Source organism: Pseudomonas sp. D47 (assembly GCF_045447305.1).
In the GTDB taxonomy this organism is placed as follows: Bacteria; Pseudomonadota; Gammaproteobacteria; order Pseudomonadales; family Pseudomonadaceae; genus Aquipseudomonas.
Genome location: NZ_JBJGXU010000045.1, coordinates 12,753 through 28,667, shown reverse-complemented (window position 1 = coordinate 28,667; position 15,915 = coordinate 12,753). Strand labels below are relative to the sequence as shown.

Here is a 15,915-nt window from a genome sequence, read left to right as displayed (position 1 = left end):
GAGGCAACCATGGCAGAAACAACCGCTTCGGGCTATATCCAGCACCACTTGCAGAACCTGACCTTCGGTCAGCTTCCCAACGGCGGCTGGGGCTTCGCCCACTCCGCAGCAGAAGCCAAAGAAATGGGCTTCTGGGCTTTCCACCTGGATACTCTGGGCTGGTCGGTCGCATTGGGTCTGATCTTCGTCCTGATTTTCCGCATGGCGGCAAAGAAGGCGACTTCCGGTCAGCCAGGTGCTTTGCAGAACTTCGTTGAAGTATTGGTCGAATTCGTCGATGGCAGCGTGAAAGACAGCTTCCATGGCCGCAGCCCGGTGATTGCGCCGCTGGCACTGACCATCTTCGTCTGGGTGTTCCTGATGAACGCCGTCGACCTGATCCCGGTGGACTGGATTCCTCAGTTGGCCATGGCGATTTCCGGCGACCCGCACATTCCATTCCGTGCCGTATCGACCACTGACCCGAACGCTACCCTGGGCATGGCCCTGTCGGTGTTCGCGTTGATCATTTTCTACAGCATCAAGATCAAGGGCATCGGCGGTTTCATCGGCGAACTGACCCTGCACCCGTTTGGCAGCAAGAACATCTTTGTTCAAGCCCTGCTGATCCCGGTGAACTTCCTGCTGGAATTCGTGACCCTGATCGCCAAGCCAATTTCCCTGGCCCTGCGACTGTTCGGCAACATGTATGCCGGCGAGCTGGTGTTCATTCTGATCGCTGTGATGTTCGGCAGCGGCCTGCTCTGGCTTAGCGGCCTGGGCATTGTTCTGCAGTGGGCGTGGGCTGTGTTCCACATCCTGATCATCACCCTGCAGGCCTTCATCTTCATGATGCTGACCATCGTCTACCTGTCGATGGCGCACGAAGAGAACCATTAAGACCAGTCTCGACTAGTCTGATGTCCTTCCCGGTAACACGGGAAGGTGGCCCAACAGGGCTATGAAACGATTTGTTTTACCGCTTTAAAATCTAAAATACCTAAACCATACGACGTAAAAGTCGGGAGGAAAGATGGAAACTGTAGTTGGTCTAACCGCTATCGCTGTTGCACTGTTGATCGGCCTGGGCGCCCTGGGTACTGCCATTGGTTTCGGCCTGCTCGGCGGCAAGTTCCTGGAAGGCGCAGCGCGTCAGCCAGAAATGGTGCCAATGCTGCAAGTTAAAATGTTCATCGTTGCCGGCCTGCTCGACGCCGTGACCATGATCGGTGTTGGTATCGCTCTGTTCTTCACCTTCGCGAACCCCTTCGTTGGTCAACTCGCCGGTTAATCACTCGTTTTTTCGAGTGATTGGTGTGTTGTGCAACGAACGAGCGAGGTATTGGCGTGAACATTAATGCAACCATTATTGGTCAGTCCTTAGCGTTCTTGATTTTTGTCGTTTTCTGCATGAAGTTCGTATGGCCTCCGGTCATCGCAGCTTTGCATGAACGTCAAAAGAAGATCGCGGATGGACTGGACGCTGCCACCCGTGCAGCTCGCGACCTGGAGTTGGCCCAAGAGAAAGCGGGCCATCAACTGCGCGATGCTAAGGCACAGGCAGCTGAAATCATTGAGCAAGCCAAGAAACGCGGTAATCAGATCGTTGAAGAGGCTGTTGAAAAAGCCCGTATCGACGCTGACCGTGTGAAGGTTCAGGCTCAGGCCGAGATCGAGCAGGAACTGAACGGTGTCAAAGATGCGCTGCGTGCCCAATTGGGTGCTCTGGCCGTCGGCGGTGCTGAGAAGATCCTGGGTGCCACAATCGATCAAAACGCGCACGCGGAGCTGGTAAACAAACTGGCTGCTGAAATTTAAGCGAGGGCGATCATGGCAGAATTGACCACGTTGGCCCGACCTTACGCTAAGGCAGCCTTCGAGCACGCCCAGGCCCACCAGCAGCTGGCCTCTTGGTCAGCCATGCTCGGCCTGGCTGCAGCAGTGTCGCAAGACGACACCATGCAGCGCGTGCTCAAGGCCCCGCGACTGACGAGCGCAGACAAGGCCGCCACGTTTATTGACGTGTGCGGCGACAAGTTTGATGTGAAAGTGCAGAACTTCATCCACGTCGTTGCCGAAAACGACCGTCTCCCGCTTTTGCCGGAGATCGCCGCTCTGTTCGACCTGTACAAGGCCGAGCAAGAGAAGTCGGTAGACGTTGAAGTGACCAGTGCTTTCGCATTGAACCAAGAACAGCAAGACAAACTCGCCAAGGTTCTCAGTGCACGACTCGACCGGGAAGTGCGCCTGCAAGTTGCGGAGGATGCCACCCTGATTGGTGGTGTCATCATTCGCGCCGGCGACCTGGTTATCGATGGCTCGATTCGCGGCAAACTCGCGAATCTTGCCGAAGCATTGAAATCTTGAGTTTGAAGGGGCAGCAGAGCAATGCAGCAACTCAATCCTTCCGAAATAAGTGAAATTATCAAGGGCCGCATCGACAAGCTCGATGTGACCTCCCAAGCCCGTAACGAAGGCACAGTCGTCAGCGTATCTGACGGCATCGTGCGGATTCACGGTCTGGCCGACGTAATGTACGGCGAGATGATCGAGTTTCCGGGCGGCGTCTACGGTATGGCTCTCAACCTGGAGCAAGACTCCGTAGGTGCCGTTGTATTGGGCGCGTACACCAGTCTGGCTGAAGGCATGAGCGCCAAGTGCACCGGCCGCATCCTGGAGGTTCCGGTTGGTAAGGAACTGCTGGGCCGCGTAGTCGACGCACTGGGTAACCCAGTTGACGGCAAAGGTCCGCTGAACAACACCGAGACCGATGCGGTCGAGAAAGTTGCTCCAGGCGTGATCTGGCGTAAGTCGGTAGACCAGCCTGTACAGACTGGCTACAAGGCTGTCGATGCCATGATCCCAGTCGGCCGTGGCCAGCGTGAGCTGATCATCGGTGACCGTCAGATCGGTAAAACCGCTCTGGCGATCGACGCGATCATAAACCAGAAGAACAGCGGCATTTTCTGCGTCTACGTTGCAATCGGTCAGAAACAATCGACCATCGCCAACGTGGTTCGCAAGCTGGAAGAAAACGGTGCCCTGGCCAACACGATCATCGTGGCTGCCAGTGCTTCGGAATCTCCTGCGCTGCAATTCCTGGCACCGTACTCCGGTTGCACCATGGGTGAATTCTTCCGCGACCGCGGTGAAGACGCGCTGATCGTTTATGACGATCTGTCCAAGCAAGCAGTGGCTTACCGCCAGATTTCCCTGCTGCTGCGCCGTCCACCAGGCCGTGAAGCTTACCCAGGCGACGTGTTCTATCTCCACTCCCGTCTGCTGGAGCGCGCATCCCGCGTATCCGAAGAGTACGTAGAGAAGTTCACCAACGGCGCAGTGACCGGCAAAACCGGTTCCCTGACCGCACTGCCGATCATCGAAACCCAGGCTGGCGACGTTTCCGCGTTCGTTCCGACCAACGTGATTTCCATCACCGACGGTCAGATCTTCCTGGAATCGGCCATGTTTAACTCCGGGATCCGTCCTGCAGTGAACGCCGGTGTTTCGGTATCCCGTGTGGGTGGTGCCGCTCAGACCAAGATCATCAAGAAGCTCTCCGGTGGTATCCGTACCGCTCTGGCTCAGTACCGTGAACTGGCGGCATTCGCCCAGTTCGCTTCTGACCTGGACGAAGCGACCCGTAAGCAACTTGAGCATGGTCAGCGCGTTACCGAGCTGATGAAGCAGAAGCAATACGCCCCAATGTCGATCGCTGACATGGCGTTGTCGCTGTATGCCGCTGAGCGTGGGTTCCTGACCGACGTTGAAATCACCAAGGTCGGCAGCTTTGAACAAGCGCTGATTGCTTACTTCAACCGCGATCACGCCGAATTGATGGCGAAGATCAACGTGAAGGGTGACTTCAATGACGATATCGATGCTGGCATGAAAGCCGGTATCGAGAAGTTCAAGGCCACCCAAACCTGGTAAGCCGCAGCGGGAGCCGCAAGGCTCCCGCTTGCTAACCTGATAGGTGTTACATGGCAGGCGCAAAAGAGATTCGCAGTAAGATTGCGAGCATCAAAAGCACGCAAAAGATTACCAGCGCCATGGAAAAAGTGGCGGTCAGCAAAATGCGCAAGGCACAAATGCGCATGGCTGCTAGCCGTCCTTATGCGGATCGTATCCGCCAGGTAATTGGGCATTTGGCCAACGCCAACCCGGAATACCGCCACCCGTTCATGATCGACCGCGACGTTAAGCGTGTGGGTTATGTGGTAGTGAGCAGTGACCGTGGTTTGTGCGGTGGTCTGAATACCAACCTGTTCAAGGCCCTGGTCAAGGACATGGCGGTAAACCGCGAAAACGGCGTCGAGATCGATCTGTGTGTTGTTGGTAGCAAGGGTGCGGCCTTTTTCCGTAACTTCGGCGGTAACGTCGTTGCAGCTATCAGCCACCTGGGTGAAGAGCCGTCGATCAATGATTTGATCGGCAGTGTGAAGGTGATGCTGGATGCGTACCTGGAAGGCCGGATTGACCGCCTGTCCGTGGTATCCAACAAGTTCATCAACACCATGACCCAGCAGCCAACCGTGGAGCAATTGATTCCACTGGTGGCGACTCCGGATCAGGAACTCAAGCACCACTGGGACTACCTCTACGAACCAGACGCCAAAGAGCTGCTTGATGGCTTGATGGTGCGCTACGTGGAGTCGCAGGTGTACCAGGCGGTGGTCGAGAACAACGCAGCTGAACAAGCGGCGCGGATGATCGCGATGAAAAACGCTACCGATAACGCCGGTGATCTGATCAGCGATTTGCAGCTGATCTACAACAAGGCGCGTCAGGCTGCGATCACCCAAGAGATCTCGGAAATCGTCGGCGGCGCTGCCGCGGTTTAACGGTTCAAATATTCAGAGGATCCAGCTATGAGTAGCGGACGTATCGTTCAAATCATCGGCGCCGTCATCGACGTGGAATTTCCACGCGACAGCGTACCGAGCATCTACAACGCTTTGAAAGTACAAAGCGATGCAGGCACCACTCTGGAAGTTCAGCAGCAGCTGGGCGACGGCGTGGTTCGTACCATTGCAATGGGTTCCACCGAAGGCTTGAAGCGCGGTCTGGATGTTCTGGACACTGGCGCTGCCATCTCCGTACCGGTCGGTAAAGCGACCCTGGGCCGGATCATGGACGTACTCGGTAACCCAATCGACGAAGCTGGCCCAATCGACACCGAAGAGCGCTGGGGCATTCACCGCCCAGCACCTTCGTTCGCCGAACAAGCTGGTGGCAACGATCTGCTGGAAACCGGCATCAAGGTTATCGACTTGGTTTGCCCGTTCGCCAAAGGCGGTAAAGTCGGTCTGTTCGGTGGTGCCGGTGTAGGCAAAACCGTAAACATGATGGAACTGATCCGTAACATCGCCATCGAGCACAGCGGTTATTCCGTGTTCGCCGGTGTGGGTGAGCGTACTCGTGAGGGTAACGACTTCTACCACGAGATGAAGGACTCCAACGTTCTGGACAAAGTGGCACTGGTTTACGGTCAGATGAACGAGCCGCCGGGTAACCGTCTGCGCGTAGCACTGACTGGCCTGACCATGGCCGAGAAGTTCCGTGACGAAGGTAACGACGTTCTGCTGTTCGTCGACAACATCTACCGTTACACCTTGGCCGGTACTGAAGTATCCGCACTGCTGGGCCGTATGCCTTCGGCAGTAGGTTACCAGCCGACTCTGGCTGAAGAGATGGGCGTTCTGCAAGAACGTATCACTTCGACCAAAGAAGGTTCGATCACCTCGATCCAAGCGGTATACGTACCTGCGGATGACTTGACTGACCCATCGCCTGCGACCACCTTCGCCCACTTGGACGCCACCGTCGTTCTGTCCCGTGACATCGCTTCCCTGGGTATCTACCCAGCGGTCGATCCACTCGACTCGACTTCGCGCCAGCTGGACCCGAACGTGATCGGCCAGGAGCACTACGACACCGCTCGCGGCGTTCAGTACGTGCTGCAGCGTTACAAAGAACTGAAGGACATCATTGCGATCCTGGGTATGGACGAGCTGTCGGAAACCGACAAGCAGTTGGTATCCCGCGCTCGTAAGATCCAGCGCTTCTTGTCGCAGCCGTTCTTCGTGGCTGAAGTCTTCACCGGTGCCTCGGGTAAATACGTTTCCCTGAAAGACACCATTGCTGGCTTCAAAGGCATCCTCAACGGTGACTACGACCACCTGCCAGAACAAGCGTTCTACATGGTCGGCGGCATCGAAGAAGCGATCGAGAAAGCCAAGAAACTGTAATCCCGGCGCCCGGCAACGGGCGCTCATCAGGTTGAGGCAATCAGATGGCTATGACAGTCCATTGCGATATCGTCAGCGCGGAAGGGGAAATTTTCTCCGGTCTGGTAGAGTTTGTAACAGCGCACGGCGACCTCGGCGATCTTGGTATCGCCATGGGTCATGCTCCGCTGATCACCAGCTTGAAGCCAGGTCCGATCACTCTGACCAAGCAAGGCGGGGAACGTGAGGTGTTTTACATCTCTGGTGGTTTCCTCGAGGTTCAGCCGAACATGGTCAAGGTACTTGCCGACACCGTGCAACGTGCTGGCGACCTGGATGAAGCCTCCGCTCAGGAAGCCGTCAAGGCTGCCGAGAAGGCCCTGAACGAAAAGGGCGCGGACTTCGACTACAGCGCTGCTGCTGTACGTCTGGCCGAGGCTGCAGCTCAGCTGCGCACGCTCCAGCAGTTGCGCAAGAAGTAAGCGGCCACGCCGTCATGCTTATGCGCGATTGATTAAAAAGGGTAGCCTCGGCTACCCTTTTTCTTTTTTAGCAAAACACTTCTCTGGTCTGAAGCCGGACCGCCCAGGATTGGTAGCCATTCATGTCTCTCGAAATCGTCATTCTCGCCGCAGGTCAGGGCACCCGCATGCGTTCGGCCCTGCCCAAAGTGCTGCACCCGGTCGCGGGCAATTCCATGCTCGGCCATGTTATCCACAGCGCCCGGCAACTGGACCCGCAGCGGATTCACGTGGTGATCGGCCACGGCGCCGATGTGGTGCGTGAACGCCTGGCCGCAGATGACCTGAATTTCGTTTTGCAGGACAAACAACTCGGCACCGGCCACGCCACCGCGCAAGCCGTGCCGTTCATCACCGCCGACACCGTGCTGATCCTTTACGGCGACGTGCCGTTGATCGAAGTGGAAACCCTGCAACGCCTGCTCAAGCAGGTAGTACCCGGCCAGATGGGCCTGCTGACCGTTGAGCTGGATGACCCCACCGGCTATGGCCGCATCGTGCGCACCGCCGACGGCAAGGTTGCGGCCATCGTCGAACACAAAGATGCCACGCCAGCGCAGCGCGCGATTACCGAAGGCAACACCGGGATTCTCGCCGTCCCTGCCAATAATCTTGCTGACTGGATGAGCCGCCTGTCCAACAACAACGTCCAGGGCGAGTACTACCTCACCGACGTGATCGAGATGGCCGTGAGTGATGGCCTGCTGGTCGCCACCGAGCAGCCCCATGACCCGATGGAAGTGCAGGGCGCCAATGACCGCAAGCAGCTTGCGGAGCTTGAGCGCCACTACCAACTGCGCGAAGGCCGCCGCCTCATGGCCCAAGGCGTAACCTTGCGCGACCCGGCACGTTTCGATGTGCGCGGCGAAGTCACTGTAGGCCGCGACGTGCTGATCGACATCAACGTGATCCTCGAAGGCCGCGTGATCATCGAAGACGACGTGGTGATTGGCCCGAACTGCGTGATCAAGGACAGCACCCTGCGCAAAGGCGTGGTGATCAAAGCCAACAGCCATATCGACGGTGCAGTGATGGGCGAGGGCAGCGATGCCGGCCCGTTTGCGCGCTTGCGTCCCGGCAGCGTGCTGGGCGCCAGGGCACATGTGGGTAACTTCGTTGAACTGAAAAACGCGCGCATGGGCGACGATGCCAAGGCAGGCCACTTGGCTTATCTCGGTGATGCGGTCATCGGTGCTCGCAGCAACATCGGTGCGGGTGCGATCACCTGCAACTACGATGGCGCGAACAAGTATCAGACGACGATCGGTGAGGACGTATTCATCGGCTCGAATAACTCGCTGATTGCACCCGTCACCATCGGCGACGGATCCAACACCGCTGCGGGTTCCACCATCAATCAGGATGTGGATAAGTCTCAACTGGCGGTAGCCCGCGCCCGTCAGCGCAACATCGACGGTTGGAAACGCCCGGTCAAAATCAAGAAGACCTGAGTTATCCACAACCCGACCAACTGATGCTATTCCCTGTGGGAGCTGGCTTGCCTGCGATAGCTGTCTGACATTCAACATGGATGTCGCCTGACAATCCGCTATCGCAGGCAAGCCAGCTCCCACATTTGTTTGAGGGTGTCTTCGAGCGCCCTGCAAAAATTTGCAGTCCGGCGCTTGACGATCTTTCACCAATAGGTTTTGATTGCCTTCGCTATCTTTCGAAACGAAACTTATCATCGCCATGTCGAAACGAAATACACCCCAACGACGCCACAACATCCTGACCTTGCTCAATGAACAGGGCGAAGTCAGCGTGGACGAATTGGCCAAGCGTTTCGAAACCTCGGAAGTGACCATCCGCAAGGACTTGGCCGCTCTTGAAAGCAATGGCCTGTTGCTGCGCCGCTACGGTGGCGCAATCACCATGCCCCAGGAGTTGGTGGGCGACGCTGCCCAACCCATCTCGGCCTACAAGCGCGCCATTGCCCGTGCAGCGGTGATGCGTTTGCGTGAACACGCACGCATCATCATCGACAGCGGCAGCACCACCGCCGCCATGATCCCCGAGCTGGGCCATCAGCCTGGCCTGGTGGTGATGACCAACTCCCTGCACGTAGCCCGCGCCTTGAGCGAGCTGGAGCATGAACCGGTGCTGCTCATGACCGGCGGCACCTGGGACCCGCATTCCGACTCGTTCCAGGGCCAGGTTGCCGAGCAAGTGCTGCGCTCCTACGACTTTGATCAACTGTTTATCGGCGCCGACGGCATCGATCTGCAGCGCGGCACCACCACCTTCAATGAATTGCTGGGCCTGAGCCGCGTGATGGCCGAGGTCGCCCGTGAAGTGGTGGTGATGGTCGAATCCGACAAGATCGGCCGCAAGATTCCCAACCTGGAACTGCCCTGGAGCAGCGTCCATACCCTTATTACCGATGATCGCCTGCCGCTTGAGGCCCGCGACCAGATCCAAGCCCGCGGCATTACGCTGATATGCGCGGCAATCATCTAGGAGAAACACCATGTGTGGAATTGTAGGCGCAGTCGCTGAACGCAACGTCACCGCCATCCTGCTTGAAGGCCTCAAGCGCCTCGAATACCGCGGCTACGACAGCGCCGGTGTGGCCGTCTTCACCAATGCCGGCAAGCTTGAGCGCATGCGCCGCCCGGGCAAGGTCAGTGAGCTGGAGCAAGCGCTGCTCGGCGAGCCACTGGTCGGCCGCCTCGGCATCGCCCACACCCGCTGGGCCACCCACGGTGCGCCGTGCGAGCGCAACGCGCACCCGCACTTCTCCGGTGACCTGGCCGTGGTGCACAACGGCATCATCGAAAACCACGAAGTCCTGCGCGAGCAACTCAAAGGCCTGGGCTATGTGTTCACCTCGGACACCGACACCGAAGTCATCGCCCACCTGCTGAACCACAAGCTCAAGGACCTCGGCGACCTGACCGTCGCCCTCAAGGCTACCGTTAAGGAACTGCACGGCGCCTATGGCCTGGCTGTGGTCAGCGCCAGCCAGCCAGACCGCGTGGTTGCCGCACGCAGTGGCAGCCCACTGGTGATCGGCCTGGGCCTGGGCGAAAACTTCCTCGCCTCCGACCAACTGGCGCTGCGCCAGGTCACCGACCGCTTCATGTACCTGGAAGAAGGCGATATCGCCGACATCCGCCGTGAAAGCGTGGCGATCTGGGACGTTAACGGCAATTCGGTCGAGCGCGAAGCCGTGCAATACCGCGACGGCGCCGAAGCTGCCGACAAAGGCGAATTCCGCCACTTCATGCTCAAGGAAATCCACGAGCAGCCATCCGTGGTGCAACGCACCCTGGAAGGCCGCCTGAGCCAGAGCCAAGTGTTGGTCAACGCCTTCGGCCCACAAGCCGCCGAGCTGTTCGCCAAAGTACGCAACGTACAAATCGTCGCCTGCGGCACCAGCTACCACGCCGGCATGGTTGCCCGTTACTGGCTGGAAGAACTGGCCGGCATCCCGTGCCAGGTCGAAGTCGCCAGCGAATTCCGCTACCGCAAAGTGGTGGTGCAGCCCGACACCCTGTTCGTGACCATCTCCCAGTCCGGCGAAACCGCCGACACCCTGGCTGCGCTGCGCAACGCTAAAGAGTTGGGCTTCCTCGCCAGCCTGGCGATCTGCAACGTCAGTATCAGCTCCCTGGTGCGCGAATCCGACCTGACCCTGCTGACCCAAGCCGGTCGCGAAATTGGCGTAGCCTCCACCAAAGCCTTCACCACCCAACTGGTTGGCTTGTTGTTGCTGACCCTGTCCCTGGGCCAGGTGCGCGGCACCCTCGCCGAAGGTGTTGAAGCCACGCTGGTGGAAGAACTGCGCCGCCTGCCGACCCGCCTGGGCGAAGCCCTGGCCATGGACAGCACCGTGGAAAAAGTCGCCGAACTGTTCGCCGACAAAAACCACACCCTGTTCCTCGGCCGTGGCGCGCAATACCCAGTCGCGATGGAGGGCTCGCTGAAACTCAAGGAAATCTCGTACATCCACGCCGAAGCCTACCCAGCCGGTGAACTGAAACACGGCCCACTGGCCCTGGTGGATGACGACATGCCTGTGGTCACCGTCGCGCCAAACAACGAACTGCTGGAAAAGCTCAAATCCAACCTGCAGGAAGTGCGCGCCCGTGGCGGCCAACTGATCGTGTTCGCCGACGAAAAAGCCGGCATGACCAATGGCGAAGGCACCCACGTCATCAACATGCCGCACATCCACGACACCCTGTCGCCGATCCTCTACACCATCCCGCTGCAGCTGCTGTCGTACTACGTGGCTGTGCTCAAGGGCACCGACGTTGACCAGCCGCGTAACTTGGCGAAGTCGGTGACGGTGGAGTAATACGGCACCTGTAGTGGCCGAATGAAACCGGACACCTCGATAGGTGGAAAATGCATCTATGTGAAGCTACGAAATAAAGTCTGTCGGAACTAAATAAAGTCTGTCGCTGGCGCCTCCGATCCTCCGGTTGACTAGCCAGTGACGCTTTCTCCGGTGGTTTAGAAGATAAAAAACTGTCGCAGCTTTCAGGGAGCCGTTTCACGGCATCCCTCATGCAATAGCGTTTTTCGTTTGGTGCCTACACTCGGCCGCAGCCAACCTCAGGACCTTCTGATGCTTTTGCAGATCCAGCCCGATGAATCCCTCATCTCGTTTGTGATACGAACAATTCATATCAATCAGTACTCGCCAGAGCGCTCGCTACTAGATGATCTGTCTCCTCGCAGCTCCTTCGACACCAAGCAGTTGCGAAAAATTGCTGGACTTACAGGCTGGCGAGGCTGCTACGGGTTTAACCGGTTGGTTCACAACCACACAATGTTGGCAGCGAAGCATGTTATCAAGGTCGACCAGGACATCTCCTATTCTGGACCTCTGTACGCTTCGAAGGCCTCCCGCCTAGACATGCTCAGCTCTGCTTACTGCCCGGACTGTGTCAGGGAGGATTTGGAAAGCCAGGGGTTTTCCTACTGGAGGCGCTACACCTATCCTAAGGTGACGGTGTGCCACAAACACAACACGGTCCTTTTAGAGCGTTGCCACTTCTGCGAAAGGCCCTTTTCCTATAAGGGGCACAGCCTGGATGTGATGTGGAGAGGGTGTAAAGGCAGGCAACTCTGTGAAGCGCCTTCAACTCCAAATTTGGATGCGCTGGCGCTTCGACGTGCAGTGACATTCCATCGGCTATGTTCGACGCAGAAGGTCATTTCGTATCTGGCCGCTGCTCGCGCTCTGCATGACAAGGCGGAAACCGTTTTACCGACTATGACCGGCGACGTTGCACTTCAGGTTCTGGAGCTCCGGAAGAAGATGGGCCGCATACTCCAGCCACCGGAGAGTTCGCCAACTGTTCGCTCACCTTACATAGACTCACGGGAGATTTGGGGAATCTTGGAGGCGATTATCCTAGTCTACGAGTCCTGTGATGATTTCCTGGTTAATGCGGCCTCGTATGATCGCCAAATGCGAACTGTAGATTCGCTTTGGAATACCTATCAGGCGGAAGAACGGTTATATCCACATTTTGTGGAGGAGGACTACCTTAGTGGGATTGGGCACTGGTCCTGTCCTCATCCGAGTCCTCATTCTGCGTCCGCCTTCACCCAAGCGGGCTTTCACACTCTACGGCCGATGGTATATCCATGCTGCAATTCTGCCCCGATCAATGGCAGAGCTAGGCGGATGAAGCCCAAGCAGGTGCTGCCCTTGCCAGGCATACCCAGAATCAACACGGGCACAAGCTCGACTCGCTCCTGATCCACATGTTGTAGATGATGGATCTTCAAGCGAATAGATCAACGGCGGTGTCTGGGTGGTGGGTGGGTGACAGGGCGCTGCCACGTGCTGAACCTATCGTTCAATCCTTTCGTGTCCAAGAGTTGTGCATTGGATTCGCGCTGCCGGGAAGCTCATTTCAAGCTCAAAAGATCCCTAAGTGTGATTTTCTGCCGGGAGCCGTTACCGAGCAGAACATACAACGTGTTTTTGGTAAAAAAGAGTCCTGTGTCGTCGTAGCTCATTTGGAAGGAGCTACGTACCCAGTCTCCAGGATTAAAGCGCTCACGACTATCGAGTACGACGCTGCGCGCATAGACGACCATTGGCTCCAAGCCACGGGAACGAAGAGCATCGCACTCTTCGTTGCAGGCTTCCAGCTCGAGCAGCGTCCAGTTTTGGACCAGGCAAAACGAATAATGCGAAAATTTGTCCTGCACAAAGATGGCAGCGTCCTCAGCTGACAGGTCGCAGCCATTGACGCACTCTCCCTGTCCGCTTACGAGTTGCTCGAGTCGTGCGAGGTCCATGTGCGCAATGCCCTCTTGGAGATTGGCCATCTATTTCTTTATGCGTGAGCAGTCGTGTTAGAGCGACCGCCGATGTCATTCAGATTGATGTTGAGAGTGTTCATGCCAAATGTCAAAAGGACTCCTTAATGCTTGCTCCGCAGGCTGATGCCGCATTGAACCAGGGGCCGATGCCACGCTGATCCAACCCGATCGGCAAAAAAACTAACTCTGGTGATGGTTTGCAAACTAGGAGCCAGAATCAGTAAAGTTTCGGTAAATGGATCATTCAGGTGCTTGCGGTAACACCGGTTCTTCGCCCGGTGTGCCACGCTGCCGACTCGCATCCGCTGTGACGATGCTGGCGTCCACGGCTAAGCCATCCCCCTTGAGCAGGCCTGCGTTCATGCAGCGACGCAGTACCTCATTAAACAGCCAGCGAAACAGATCACTGTCCCGAAAACAGTTGTGTCGATTCTTGGAAAACGTCGAGTGATTGGGGACTTCAGAGGTCGTAGTCGTCAAGCTTGTTCGACCTTAGCTAGGTACGCTCGGGTGCATTAATGCCCTATCCCTGGACGGGGAGGTCTTGCGGCTTGGAGCGACCCAGCACCGTAGACAGGTATACTCTGGAGTCGGGGTATTGGCCCCGATTTTCCAGGCAAGTCGATAGCATGGGGATCATGGCGTACAGCTGGGCCATTGTGGCCGGACCGCGCTGCGGTAAAGCGATCGATTCGCACGCCGTTTGTAACATGCTCAGTAGCCGATAATCCCGGGCCTCCCAGTCAACATGTCGTTTGTTCACGTGCGCTGGTTTGGCGAAGGTTTGCACTTCGGCTATCAGCCAGGCTTTGTCGTTTCGGTAAAGCCAGGCGTAGAGAGGAGGCATTGTGTCCCTCAAAGCCTGAACTCCCAATTCAGGATACAAACTGTGCAAGTGTTGCCACTGACTCCTGTGCTCATCAATCTCGCGGCAGTGCCTCGCTTTAAGTGCCATGGCGTAGGTCGCTGGATGGGCACGTAATAGCTTATTGATCGTGGAGACAGAGATTTGAAACTCGTCACAAAGCACCTGTTTCGACACGCCCTCAGCCAGTTTTGACAGCAGCTCCTCCTTGACCTGGCCCTTTAGTCGTTTGGGCCTGAGAGCTTTTTTGGCTGGAGAGCTTGATAGCGAGACTCGCTTATCAGGTGCCCGCGATGGAGCGCTTGCCACTTGCTGGGCTGATCTGGCCACTTCAGCTTTGTAGGACTCTAGGAACGAGTGCAGGTCATCAAATAGCCAATCAATCAGCACCAGATGCTTCAAAGGATGAATGCTTCTGCGGGGGGTACGGATAAGCTGGTTCATAAATGACTCAGTGCTTTTCTCATCTTGCGGCAATGATTCAAACAGATGAAAGCGGCGAAGCGGCTCTATGCGATCAAGCAGCGATGCAGATCTACCCCCTTGGAGCACAGCTGTTCGATAGGTCGCAGCGACGGCGCAGGACTCGAGGGACATTACTCTGCCGATGACCGAAAGATCGATGACATTGTTTGCCAAGTTCAGGAAAACCGGGCGTAACCACAGTTTCTGTGAGCAGGCCTGATGGATCAAGCAGTCCTTGGTAGGTAGCGACCATTCAAACCTACCTGACCACCGCCTACTTTTGGTGGATACCATGAGCCAAGCTTGGTGGCGTGGACAGATCAACACACCTGGATATTGGTGTGTGAGGTGCCAGTAAGCTATACCATGGGCGTACACATCCTCGCGCATACAACACGTACATGCTTTCAACGGGTGTTCAGCGCCAAAACCACTTGATACCAAACCAAGTCGATATTTAAGTGAATCAATTCGATCGCTTTTTATAGTTATTATTGCATCTTCAATTTTGATTTTATTTTGGAACGGTACAAATACTGAGAATATTGTGTGATGTAAGAGAATCGAATCAGCGTTTCCCCAATAATGAAATCCATTCTGTTCTAAAGCTGCTATGCCGCAAGGAATATCATGCTTTATAAATTTCTCAGATAGGCCCAACATCGCAGTCGATGTAGTCGCAGGGTCTAGGTTACCCATTACCAGATGCTGTCGACTGCATAGGCTGAATAGTGTTTCGTCGGGTAGCCAGTCCAGCCGAGGGAATTGCCCACTCACCCATTCGTGACCTGAAGTGACGCTCATGTGGCCTCCGAGCGGAAACAGAGGAAATGAGTTTAGCGGCCGGCTACTCGTGCTACGGATCAATTTCGCCTAAACAGGTAGACGATTATTCACGAATCGTAGGTCCCATAACTGGGGGGATTTACCAAATTTTTTTAATTACCGGGTCATCTATGCATGCCGGTTTTTGGCGCTCCAAGCACCGAAAACACTGGGAAGTCAGTAAAAAAGCGCCGGCGGAGGCGCAACTTAGATGTTTTATTCCAGTTGTCAACCGACATTTTTCGGCGGTACCATGCATCATTAAGTGACGTTTACTAAAGGCAGTACTGAAACTGAAGATGCATTACAAATAACTGATGCAAATTTTACCTAATTAACGTCGAGGTTACTGCCAAAGCGCAGCTATCTCAAACGAGATAGTTTAAGTGCCTATTACTGAAGCCTGAGGAAAAACAACATGGAATCTGGATAGAAACCCAGGAGCCAGATAGACAAAGGCCCAAGTGTGACCTTGGGCCTTTGAGGATAAGTCAGCTTTCGACTCCTGACGAATCCATTGTCTATCCCCTCGCGTAGGGCGTCAAGCCCTGCACGGCTCCGCTCGTCTCCAGAAAAGTATACTGCGCGTGGTGTAGCTATCGCCGTGCCCGCGCTATTGGATAGCTTATTCAACCGATGTAGGTGGACTGTTATTCGTCACCTGCTAAGGATTGAATGGATGGTAGATAACATAAGTGGATCTAAAGAAATCGTTACTCCGCATAATAGGTCGACAAGG

At 56.1% G+C, this 15,915-nt stretch carries 14 protein-coding genes and 1 pseudogene; 12 read left to right on the top strand and 3 right to left on the bottom strand.

Annotation, left to right across the window (positions count from 1 at the left end; translation table 11 throughout):
• Positions 1-9 precede the first annotated feature (9 nt).
• From atpB to ACI77I_RS23480, 12 genes are all read left to right on the top strand, one after another.
• Positions 10-879 carry a F0F1 ATP synthase subunit A gene (gene atpB, locus ACI77I_RS23535; protein ID WP_017736231.1) on the top strand — a complete coding sequence of 290 codons (870 nt, stop codon included), beginning with the start codon at positions 10-12 and terminating at the stop codon, positions 877-879.
• A gap of 133 nt (positions 880-1,012) precedes the next feature.
• Entirely contained in the window at positions 1,013-1,270 is a 258-nt protein-coding gene (gene atpE / locus ACI77I_RS23530; protein ID WP_002555987.1) for a F0F1 ATP synthase subunit C, read from the top strand.
• Between the two features lie 56 nt (positions 1,271-1,326).
• The gene (locus ACI77I_RS23525) at positions 1,327-1,797 is read left to right on the top strand and encodes a F0F1 ATP synthase subunit B (protein WP_083355998.1); all 471 of its coding nucleotides are present in this window, start codon (positions 1,327-1,329) and stop codon (positions 1,795-1,797) included.
• Positions 1,798-1,809: 12 nt separating this feature from the next.
• Entirely contained in the window at positions 1,810-2,346 is a 537-nt protein-coding gene (locus ACI77I_RS23520; protein WP_003213551.1) for a F0F1 ATP synthase subunit delta, read from the top strand.
• A gap of 21 nt (positions 2,347-2,367) precedes the next feature.
• On the top strand, positions 2,368-3,912 hold the full coding sequence (gene atpA, locus ACI77I_RS23515) for a F0F1 ATP synthase subunit alpha (RefSeq protein ID WP_094949086.1): 1,545 nt from the start codon (positions 2,368-2,370) through the stop codon (positions 3,910-3,912).
• Between the two features lie 50 nt (positions 3,913-3,962).
• Positions 3,963-4,823, top strand: coding sequence for a F0F1 ATP synthase subunit gamma (gene atpG / locus ACI77I_RS23510; RefSeq protein ID WP_083356000.1), 861 nt, complete (start codon positions 3,963-3,965; stop codon positions 4,821-4,823).
• 27 nt (positions 4,824-4,850) lie between these two features.
• Positions 4,851-6,230 (top strand): F0F1 ATP synthase subunit beta, encoded by a 1,380-nt coding sequence (gene atpD / locus ACI77I_RS23505; protein WP_083356001.1) that lies wholly within the window; start codon positions 4,851-4,853, stop codon positions 6,228-6,230.
• A gap of 44 nt (positions 6,231-6,274) precedes the next feature.
• Positions 6,275-6,691 carry a F0F1 ATP synthase subunit epsilon gene (locus ACI77I_RS23500; RefSeq protein WP_094949085.1) on the top strand — a complete coding sequence of 139 codons (417 nt, stop codon included), beginning with the start codon at positions 6,275-6,277 and terminating at the stop codon, positions 6,689-6,691.
• Positions 6,692-6,813: 122 nt separating this feature from the next.
• Positions 6,814-8,181, top strand: a complete 1,368-nt coding sequence (glmU, locus tag ACI77I_RS23495; protein WP_094949084.1) for a bifunctional UDP-N-acetylglucosamine diphosphorylase/glucosamine-1-phosphate N-acetyltransferase GlmU — start codon at positions 6,814-6,816, stop codon at positions 8,179-8,181.
• Positions 8,182-8,422: 241 nt separating this feature from the next.
• Positions 8,423-9,190, top strand: coding sequence for a DeoR/GlpR family DNA-binding transcription regulator (locus ACI77I_RS23490; protein ID WP_049710825.1), 768 nt, complete (start codon positions 8,423-8,425; stop codon positions 9,188-9,190).
• Between the two features lie 10 nt (positions 9,191-9,200).
• Positions 9,201-11,033, top strand: coding sequence for a glutamine--fructose-6-phosphate transaminase (isomerizing) (glmS, locus tag ACI77I_RS23485; protein ID WP_159961249.1), 1,833 nt, complete (start codon positions 9,201-9,203; stop codon positions 11,031-11,033).
• Between the two features lie 273 nt (positions 11,034-11,306).
• On the top strand, positions 11,307-12,449 hold the full coding sequence (locus ACI77I_RS23480; protein ID WP_406998534.1) for a TniQ family protein: 1,143 nt from the start codon (positions 11,307-11,309) through the stop codon (positions 12,447-12,449).
• 152 nt (positions 12,450-12,601) lie between these two features.
• On the opposite strand, the gene ACI77I_RS23475 is transcribed toward ACI77I_RS23480, so the two are convergent.
• The 3 genes and pseudogenes from ACI77I_RS23475 to ACI77I_RS23465 form a co-directional block, all read right to left on the bottom strand.
• Entirely contained in the window at positions 12,602-13,027 is a 426-nt protein-coding gene (locus tag ACI77I_RS23475) for a DUF6957 family protein (RefSeq protein ID WP_406998533.1), read from the bottom strand.
• A gap of 261 nt (positions 13,028-13,288) precedes the next feature.
• A pseudogene (locus ACI77I_RS23470) lies at positions 13,289-13,483 on the bottom strand (IS5/IS1182 family transposase); the annotation flags it as partial.
• Between the two features lie 61 nt (positions 13,484-13,544).
• Complete coding sequence (locus ACI77I_RS23465; RefSeq protein WP_406998532.1) at positions 13,545-15,155, bottom strand: TnsD family Tn7-like transposition protein; 1,611 nt, start codon at positions 15,153-15,155, stop codon at positions 13,545-13,547.
• Between the last annotated feature and the right edge of the window lie 760 nt (positions 15,156-15,915).

Bases quoted from the DNA above. Each gene is read 5' to 3' on its own strand.
- glmU (WP_094949084.1), top strand. From the start codon at position 6,814: ATGTCTCTCGAAATCGTCATTCTCGCCGCAGGTCAGGGCACCCGCATG.
- atpE (WP_002555987.1), top strand. From the start codon at position 1,013: ATGGAAACTGTAGTTGGTCTAACCGCTATCGCTGTTGCACTGTTGATC.
- ACI77I_RS23480 (WP_406998534.1), top strand. From the start codon at position 11,307: ATGCTTTTGCAGATCCAGCCCGATGAATCCCTCATCTCGTTTGTGATA.
- ACI77I_RS23520 (WP_003213551.1), top strand. From the start codon at position 1,810: ATGGCAGAATTGACCACGTTGGCCCGACCTTACGCTAAGGCAGCCTTC.
- glmS (WP_159961249.1), top strand. From the start codon at position 9,201: ATGTGTGGAATTGTAGGCGCAGTCGCTGAACGCAACGTCACCGCCATC.
- atpD (WP_083356001.1), top strand. From the start codon at position 4,851: ATGAGTAGCGGACGTATCGTTCAAATCATCGGCGCCGTCATCGACGTG.
- ACI77I_RS23465 (WP_406998532.1), bottom strand. From the start codon at position 15,155: ATGAGCGTCACTTCAGGTCACGAATGGGTGAGTGGGCAATTCCCTCGG.
- atpG (WP_083356000.1), top strand. From the start codon at position 3,963: ATGGCAGGCGCAAAAGAGATTCGCAGTAAGATTGCGAGCATCAAAAGC.
- atpA (WP_094949086.1), top strand. From the start codon at position 2,368: ATGCAGCAACTCAATCCTTCCGAAATAAGTGAAATTATCAAGGGCCGC.
- ACI77I_RS23490 (WP_049710825.1), top strand. From the start codon at position 8,423: ATGTCGAAACGAAATACACCCCAACGACGCCACAACATCCTGACCTTG.
- ACI77I_RS23475 (WP_406998533.1), bottom strand. From the start codon at position 13,027: ATGGCCAATCTCCAAGAGGGCATTGCGCACATGGACCTCGCACGACTC.
- ACI77I_RS23500 (WP_094949085.1), top strand. From the start codon at position 6,275: ATGGCTATGACAGTCCATTGCGATATCGTCAGCGCGGAAGGGGAAATT.
- atpB (WP_017736231.1), top strand. From the start codon at position 10: ATGGCAGAAACAACCGCTTCGGGCTATATCCAGCACCACTTGCAGAAC.